Below are 7,085 nucleotides of genomic sequence, written 5' to 3'. Positions count from 1 at the left end.
GTACTCGCGCAGATTGGTAGTCAGGTGAAGCGTGTTGACGAGGCCGGGCTTGACCGGCTTCACAAAGACGTGGTTTTCGCCATCGGTGTCAATGACCCACTGAACCGAGTCGCCCATCGCCGGATCGATTGTCAGGCGCTCGCCCTTCGCCAGCTCGATCGTCGTGTTTTTCAGAGGCGCGGTCATGATCCGGTAGATCTGGTCGCGGCTGTATGGGAAAACGGCCATGCGCGCATCACCGGGCATGGTGACCGGGTCGGAGCCAGCGTTATAAGGATTCACCGGGCTCATCGGATCGCTCATCGCGGTGGCGAGATCGAAAGACGCGGTTGGCGCGCCGGTCCCCTTCTTCGCGGCATGCGCGGACGGACAGATGGCAGCCGTGAATGCGAAGGCGGCGACCCACGAAGTGAGCGTGCGGGAGGCGATCATCATTGGGTTTTCTGGATCGAGAACAACGGATAGAACAGCCCGAACGGGTTCGCACCAAGTGCATCTTCGGCGGTCGGCGGAACGATCTGATAGCGAAAGGTCAGGGCGTACTTCTGAACAACAGGCCTATCTGTTGGGGACTGCGTCGTGGTCGTTGTGAATTCGACAACCGCGGTGGAGTCCTCAAGCAGCGCGACGTTGGTGACGCGCACCTCACGTACCAGTTTCGGATTCAGCACAATGGCCTGGAACGGCGCGTCGCCCTTGATCCAGTCGCCAAACTGATTCCGCGCGTTCCCCACCATCATGGCCTTGACGCCGTTGATGTTGCGCGCCATGCGGGACGTCTGAATGTCGTCTGTCAGGACCGGCTCGATGGTGAACCAGCGCTCGACGGTTTCGCGCAGGGACGTACGGATCGCCTGATCGTCCGGCTTATAGGCGGCCAGCTGCGTCACGACGGCATGGCCGTTGACGTCCGATGACACACCATATGCCTTGACGACGGATGGAGGCGGGTTGCGGCTATAGACCGCCCCCACTGTAACGATCGCGAGGATGAAGCAGAACGTCTTCCAGTGGTTGGCTTCGATGCGAAGACGCGCGCCCATGTCGAAGATGATCTTCTCGGGGTCGTCCTCTGAGTAACCGCCGGGGGCGGTTGAGAGGGCAATCTGCTTTTTGCTACGGAATAAGCGCATGACGGTCGATCCATTTAGGCTGACTCAATTGAATCAGCCTTGGAGAGAAGCCAGTCACGCAAAAGAGACGCGATTTACAACGGCTTTTTGCCAGAGCGCGTACTGCTGCTATGGCCTGAGCCGGCTCAAGGTCCTAACCCAAAATGACGCGAAAAAAATGAAGCTTTCGGTGGAAGTCGTTGAGCCTTAAAGGCGTAATATCGTTCCACCCAGTGTTTCACACATTTCACACTCGACAGGCGGAGGTGACGGGCGATTTTGCATTGCGTGTAGTCGCAGTTTTTCGTCTTATTTTCAATAGCTTAAGTCTTAGCCTATTGCTGTTTCTGAGATGCGGGTAACGATGAAAAGCGACCTGATCCGGCTCAGGTTCCTCTTTCGAATTATGCAATAATCTTAGCCGAACGACATTTTTGCAAAACCATTGTTACTCTTTTTTATCAATTTCCACCAGTCTGACAGACAAAGGTCATGGAACGCGACGACGAAATGGCGAGCGATCGTGAAGCTGCCATCGAGATTCACAAGCGGTTGCGCGCGACAAAGGCTTCCATCATCGCACTCGGGAAGTTCTATGTTTCGGTGCTTGACCAAGGGCTCTGGCCAAGTCAACGAGCCATTGCAACCGAACTGGACATTTCGCTTTCGCAAGTGTCGAGGATGGTCGCCGCCGCCCGACTTCCCAAAGCAGTATTGAATATATTCGGAGATCGAACAGTCTCTTTTAGAAATATCGATATTCTTCAAACCCTCACTCGTCAGCTGGGTGAGTCCGAAATTGTTCGGCGAGCTAGGTGCGTCACCCACGATTGCTCGCTCGAAGACGTCTTCTCGGTGCTAACCACCGGGAAGCCAGTCATCCGGAAAGGCGTGCGGGTAAGCATAATTCCCGGAAAAAAGTATTTACGTCTAGACGTGCCAAACTTCGAGCGGGTCGCTCCCCGGATAGTGGAGTTGGAACAGATCCTCAACGCGTTCCTGCCACTGCCAACAGCAAGCACTGTAGCTCGGCCTGGCAACTCGAAAATTCAACGCGTGAAGCCGAAATCCGAGGCGTAACTGGACAGGTTCGTGCGCGGCAGCCATGGCTCGCCGCGACTGATAATGCGCTAATACAACGATGAATCGCTCGGGCTTCGGAGCGATTCGCGGTTCCTTCAAAGGATTCGTTAAGAATCCGGATGGCCCAAGGCTGAAACGAGTGCGCTCTCTCCTTTGCGGTAAGCATTGATCGCTGTAATTGTCTCGCGATCGGCCATGCGCGTAATTCAGTCAGCGCCCGCGATCTTTGCGCGTAACCACGAGGTATAAGCCGTTCGCTCCAATGGGTTCTTGAACGTTCCAGTTTCCGGCTGATATGTATTTCCCTTTCCGCCTTCCGCCATATATTCGCCGGCGAACTTTTGTTTCTCCGCTAGCGTCAACGACTTGATTTTTGCAGTCGTTCGGCGAGAACGTTCTTCGGCAGATATATCCTTTTCGACAACTGTGGGACGTGTGGAAACCGATCCGCTCTGCTCATTGCCAGGCCCCACCTCAATGCGAGCGGCCTTCTCGAATACGGTCCTTGCGTAACCTCCAGCGTTTCCGCGGATCTGCTTGCTTTTCGCCTTCTCCTCGACGTAAATGGCTGTCTGTAACGCTCGATCCGGTTCCTGTTGAATCCAGCTTATAGCGAGTCTGTCTCCGACACCAAGGCGAGTGAGACGCTTGAATGCATCGGATTCCCGAATAGATTTTTGCTCTTCATCCTCTTCGTTGTCGTACATCGACTTTTGAGGATTGTCTTCGACCAGGAAGCGTATCTGGACGACACGTCTTGCCTCTCGCTTGTACTCGGGAGACACGACGATGTTTGACACCTGATTGATCTCTTTAACAGCCTTTTTGATCACTTCGGCCGAGAAATGCTTGAACTCATCGTACATGCTTGCATCTGCGCCAAGCAGGCGACGCCATGTTTCCACTGGGATCCATCCCGTCGATCCTGTTCGTTTGAATCGGAGACAGTTCTCATAAAGTGCAAGCGCGTAGCCCCCGCTAAACTGCCGCTGAACGTTGATGTTGATCAGGGTGTAAATGTCAGGATTCGCGAGCTTCCCGGCGAGCCAGTCGCTGTACTCATACGAACAGAGGCCATTCTTGATGCTGGCGTATGCGATGAGGGGCGACGCTTCCCAGTCTGTTTTGCCACCGTCGTGCAGAAGATCGAAAGAAATAGGTGTCGACATGACCTTCAACAATGCTCGCTTCAACGCGTCGTGATTCTTGCTGTCGAACCCTAGCATGGTGCAAAGAATGCCCACGGGCAGCGTATGGCGCTTCTTCGTGAGGAGATCGTCGAACGCGTTAAGTAGCAGGACGTTCACAATCTTCCGCTCAAGCAACGACAGTTCGCCGCTCACGTGAACTGTGGCAACGTGCTTTTTCAGTTCGCTAGGCGGAGGACCAAGCGGCTTGATGTTGGGCATGCACTCTCCATAAGGCTTCCGGGATTCTAGGAGCTAAAAGTCATGTCGGCAACTCTTTCGCACTGACTTTTCCTGTTTTGCGCTCTGCGTTCCCCATGAACCCTGACCTTTCGAAGTAGACCCGGGCCTATTGAAAAGTCATGGTTTGTGGGGCCGGTGTCCGAGCCGGGGAAAGGTCATGGTTTGTGGGGAGCTTTTCGCCAGAAGAGCATGCGAAAGGTCATGGTTTGTGGGGAGCTTTACGGGTATAGCCCATGAGGCCAGGTCAAAGTCAGGGTTTGTGGGGCGGACAGTAACGTCGTATGAGGGATCAAGTGAGCTACGCGACGCGTCCAGTGCGGTTTCGGCCCGTGAGCGCCGCTGCTGAAAGGTCATAGTCTGTGGGGAGCGCAGCCTTTCCCCCATAAACCCTGACCTTGACGCCCATAGACCATGACCTTTGCATTTGAGAAGTGTCGGAATTTACCGTCAAATCAATAGGTTATTAGTCTAGCTCCCCGAGCCCCCATAGACCCTGACCTAACCCCAACAACCATGACCTTTCGCCCCATCAACCCTGACCTGAAATCCCGTCATCGACCCATAAAGCCTGACCATTCGCCCCATAGAGCATGACCTGCCTTCCCGCGAACCTTTACCAGGCAAGGTTCCGGCGAACGTAAACGTTTTAAAGTCGTTGTTTCTTAAAGAACAACAACAGTTGTTGTTTCTCTGATGGATCGATTAACGCGGAAAACGACCATTCGGTTCGACCACGGAAGGCCAACAAGCGGGTCTCGACGAGTTAACGTGATTTCCGCGATTACCGCGGAAATCCCCGACCAACCTAGATTCCGAGAGTCTGCAAACAATCACGAATTACTTGCACTTAGCTTAGTTAACAACTAAGCTTCCGCGAAATTCAACATTGACTGCTATTTTTCGTTCTACGTGTTGAATCAAACATGTGACGGTGGTCGTTACATCGATAAGGGAGCCGTTGATGAACACAGCAGTCCGGCGTGCTGAAAAGCCGCAGATGTCCATAAAGCTGAAGCATGCGCCTAAGCCTATGCCACTTAGCGCAATCAAGGCTATAGCAGAGAACGCCAGTGGAATGCTCGTAGATGTACGCGAGAGCATGCTTGCCCCTCACCCGCGCAAAAACCCTCCGGTCTTCACGACGGCACAGGTGGGCGACTTGTGCCGGATCGACAGACAGCGAATGCACTATCTGTCTCGGACCGAGGCCGACCTGCCTCAAGGCACGCTTCGTCATAGTCGCAGCAGGGAGTTTACGCTTTCTGAGGCGCGAGTATGGATCGATCGGATTGGGCCGTATTCGAAGCGGCCCGCCGGCGTAATGGGAAAAAAGATAGCGATTGGGAACTTCAAGGGCGGGGTCAGTAAGACGACTACCGCGATGACCCTAGCGCAAGGTCTCTCATTGTTCGGCCGCAGAGTTCTTTTGGTTGACCTTGATCCGCAGGCGTCACTGTCTGCGCTTCATGGAATCCTTGCCGACAGCGAGGTCTCGGATGAGCAAACTGTGCTCCCGCTGATATATGGCGATGAAGAGGATCTTCAGTACGCTGTGCAGCCGACGTATTGGGACGGGGTCGACCTTGTCCCAGCAAGTGCGGCGTTGTTCGGCGCAGAGTTTTTTCTACCGTTTAAGCAGTCGAAGGACCAGTCCTTTCAGTTCTGGAATGTTATGAACAAGGGACTCGAACCGCTACTGAGCGATTACGACGTTGTCATCATCGATACGCCCCCTGCCCTCTCGTATTTGACGATCAATGCCTTCATGGCGGCGGACGGACTTATCGTACCGACGCCGCCGAGTGCGCTCGACTATGCGTCGTCGACCCAATTCTGGAATCTGTTTTCGGATCTTTCCGAAAGCATGCAACAGGTTGCGCCTGAACTCGTTAAGAGCTTCGATTTCATTCACGTCCTTCTGACCAAAGTCGACCAGAGCCAAGCCGCGACGCCGATCGTTCGCGACTGGATCAACAAGACCTACGAAGGTCTAGTTCTTCCGATAGAAATTCCCACGACGGCCGTTACTCAGACAGCCGCTGCGGAATTTGGCACGGTGTATGACATCTCGCGTTATCAAGGAAGCTTGAAAACCTATCAACGCGCACGAGAGGCATACGATCGATTCGCAGAGATCGTCGACCAGCAGCTTGTCGCACTTTGGCTCGCAAACCAGGAGGCCGAATGAGCATCAAAGACCGTCTTGCCGCAAAGGCAGCAACGATTGGAACATCGCCGCGCCCGCAAAAAGTCAACGAGGACGTGCCGGGCAGGCCTAAAACCGCCCCCGGCCAGTTAATGGCGTCCCTGCCCTTGTTGGCCGAGAAAGAAAAGGAACTTCAAGCCGCGATCAAGCGCATCGAGGAACTGGAATCCTCTGGCAGTACATATTCGGAAGAGGTGGAGATTTCTACCCTCGTCGAAGTGCCGGGGCGTCGGCGAGTTCTGTCGCAGCAGGAATATGGCGAACTACGGGCGAATCTTGAAGCAAACCCGCTTGTTCACCCGATTGTCTATCGGCCGCTAGGTGATGGGCGCAACGAAATCATTTCGGGGAACAACCGGGTCGCGATCTACCGAGACGATCTAAATCGCACGAAAATTCGTGGCGTGCCGTTTACCGGCACCGATACGGAAGTTGAGCTCGGGGCGGCGTTCTCGAACCTGCTTGCTCCGTCGCTTCCCGACTTCGAAAAATATCGGCAGTTCCAGCGCATTCAGGAAAACCTGGGTCTCACGCAGGCAGACATCATTCGGGCCTCTGGTTTAGCACAAAGCCATGTTGCGCGAATTCTGTCCTTCGACAATCTACCTGCCGCGGCCAAACAGATGATTGCGGTAAAGCCGCATCGACTGGGTGGCACTGCTGCGGCTAAGTTCGCTGCATTGGCTCAACAGGGACATGAGGAAGGAGTGACGCGTGCGATCGCGGCGCTGATGGATTCTGATGAGATGACGCAGGAGAGGGCGCTTACGCTCGCGACTCCGGCTCGTCCCAAGGCGCCCCAGCCGTCGGCTAAGTCGATAAACATCGGCAAGAAAAAGTTCTGTGACGTAACGGTACGAAGCAGTGTCATTGGGCTACGTTTTTCAGGAAAGGACAGCGAGGCAAAGGCGGAAGAGTGGGGCGATCGCATCGCAAACTTCATCCGTCGCGAACTTGATTCAGAAGGCGAAGTGTCATCCAACTTGGATACTGAATAAAATCAAACACATAGACGACTGGCAGAAAATCCAGTCGCCACCATCCAAGTTGGATATTCTTTAAAATCAGTCATTTAGCTCCTTAGATTCTCCCCGGATCGGCGTGGCTCAATGCTATCGTTAACGGTCGTGCCATGGCAGTCGCCCGGAATTTCCTTGCGGCCAGATCCTTCAATGAATTGTCTCGACATGCCGAGATGTCGCAAGGACGCAGCCTTCTATACCGAATTTGACGAACGGACCGCCTTTGCGCTTG

The 7,085-nt window shown here is 54.2% G+C and carries 6 protein-coding genes; 3 read left to right on the top strand and 3 right to left on the bottom strand.

Annotation, left to right across the window (positions count from 1 at the left end):
* Window positions 1–435: TrbG/VirB9 family P-type conjugative transfer protein (locus AABE10_RS30075; RefSeq protein ID WP_342936790.1), on the bottom strand; the 435-nt coding region annotated here is incomplete at its 3' end.
* Window positions 432–1,133 (bottom strand): type IV secretion system protein, encoded by a 702-nt coding sequence (locus AABE10_RS30070; RefSeq protein WP_342936789.1) that lies wholly within the window; start codon window positions 1,131–1,133, stop codon window positions 432–434. The genes AABE10_RS30070 and AABE10_RS30075, both read right to left, overlap by 4 nt.
* A gap of 471 nt (window positions 1,134–1,604) precedes the next feature.
* On the opposite strand from AABE10_RS30070, the gene AABE10_RS30065 reads away from it, so the two are divergent.
* Window positions 1,605–2,192 carry a hypothetical protein gene (locus AABE10_RS30065; RefSeq protein ID WP_342936788.1) on the top strand — a complete coding sequence of 196 codons (588 nt, stop codon included), beginning with the start codon at window positions 1,605–1,607 and terminating at the stop codon, window positions 2,190–2,192.
* Between the two features lie 209 nt (window positions 2,193–2,401).
* Here AABE10_RS30065 and AABE10_RS30060 read toward each other — a convergent pair whose 3' ends face one another.
* On the bottom strand, window positions 2,402–3,604 hold the full coding sequence (locus AABE10_RS30060) for a replication initiation protein (RefSeq protein WP_342936787.1): 1,203 nt from the start codon (window positions 3,602–3,604) through the stop codon (window positions 2,402–2,404).
* A 982-nt stretch (window positions 3,605–4,586) separates the two neighbouring features.
* Here AABE10_RS30060 and AABE10_RS30055 point away from each other — a divergent pair.
* Together AABE10_RS30055 and AABE10_RS30050 are read left to right on the top strand one after the other, a co-directional pair.
* Entirely contained in the window at window positions 4,587–5,813 is a 1,227-nt protein-coding gene (locus AABE10_RS30055; RefSeq protein ID WP_342936786.1) for a ParA family protein, read from the top strand.
* Complete coding sequence (locus AABE10_RS30050; protein ID WP_342936785.1) at window positions 5,810–6,829, top strand: ParB/RepB/Spo0J family partition protein; 1,020 nt, start codon at window positions 5,810–5,812, stop codon at window positions 6,827–6,829. Before AABE10_RS30055 ends, AABE10_RS30050 begins: the two co-directional genes overlap by 4 nt.
* The last annotated feature ends 256 nt before the right edge of the window (window positions 6,830–7,085 follow it).

Origin of the sequence: Paraburkholderia diazotrophica, assembly GCF_038900755.1 — a bacterium.
Lineage (GTDB): Bacteria > Pseudomonadota > Gammaproteobacteria > Burkholderiales > Burkholderiaceae > Paraburkholderia > Paraburkholderia diazotrophica_A.
Note: the sequence above shows the minus strand (reverse complement) of the source record. Positions and strands in the feature narration are given on the sequence as shown.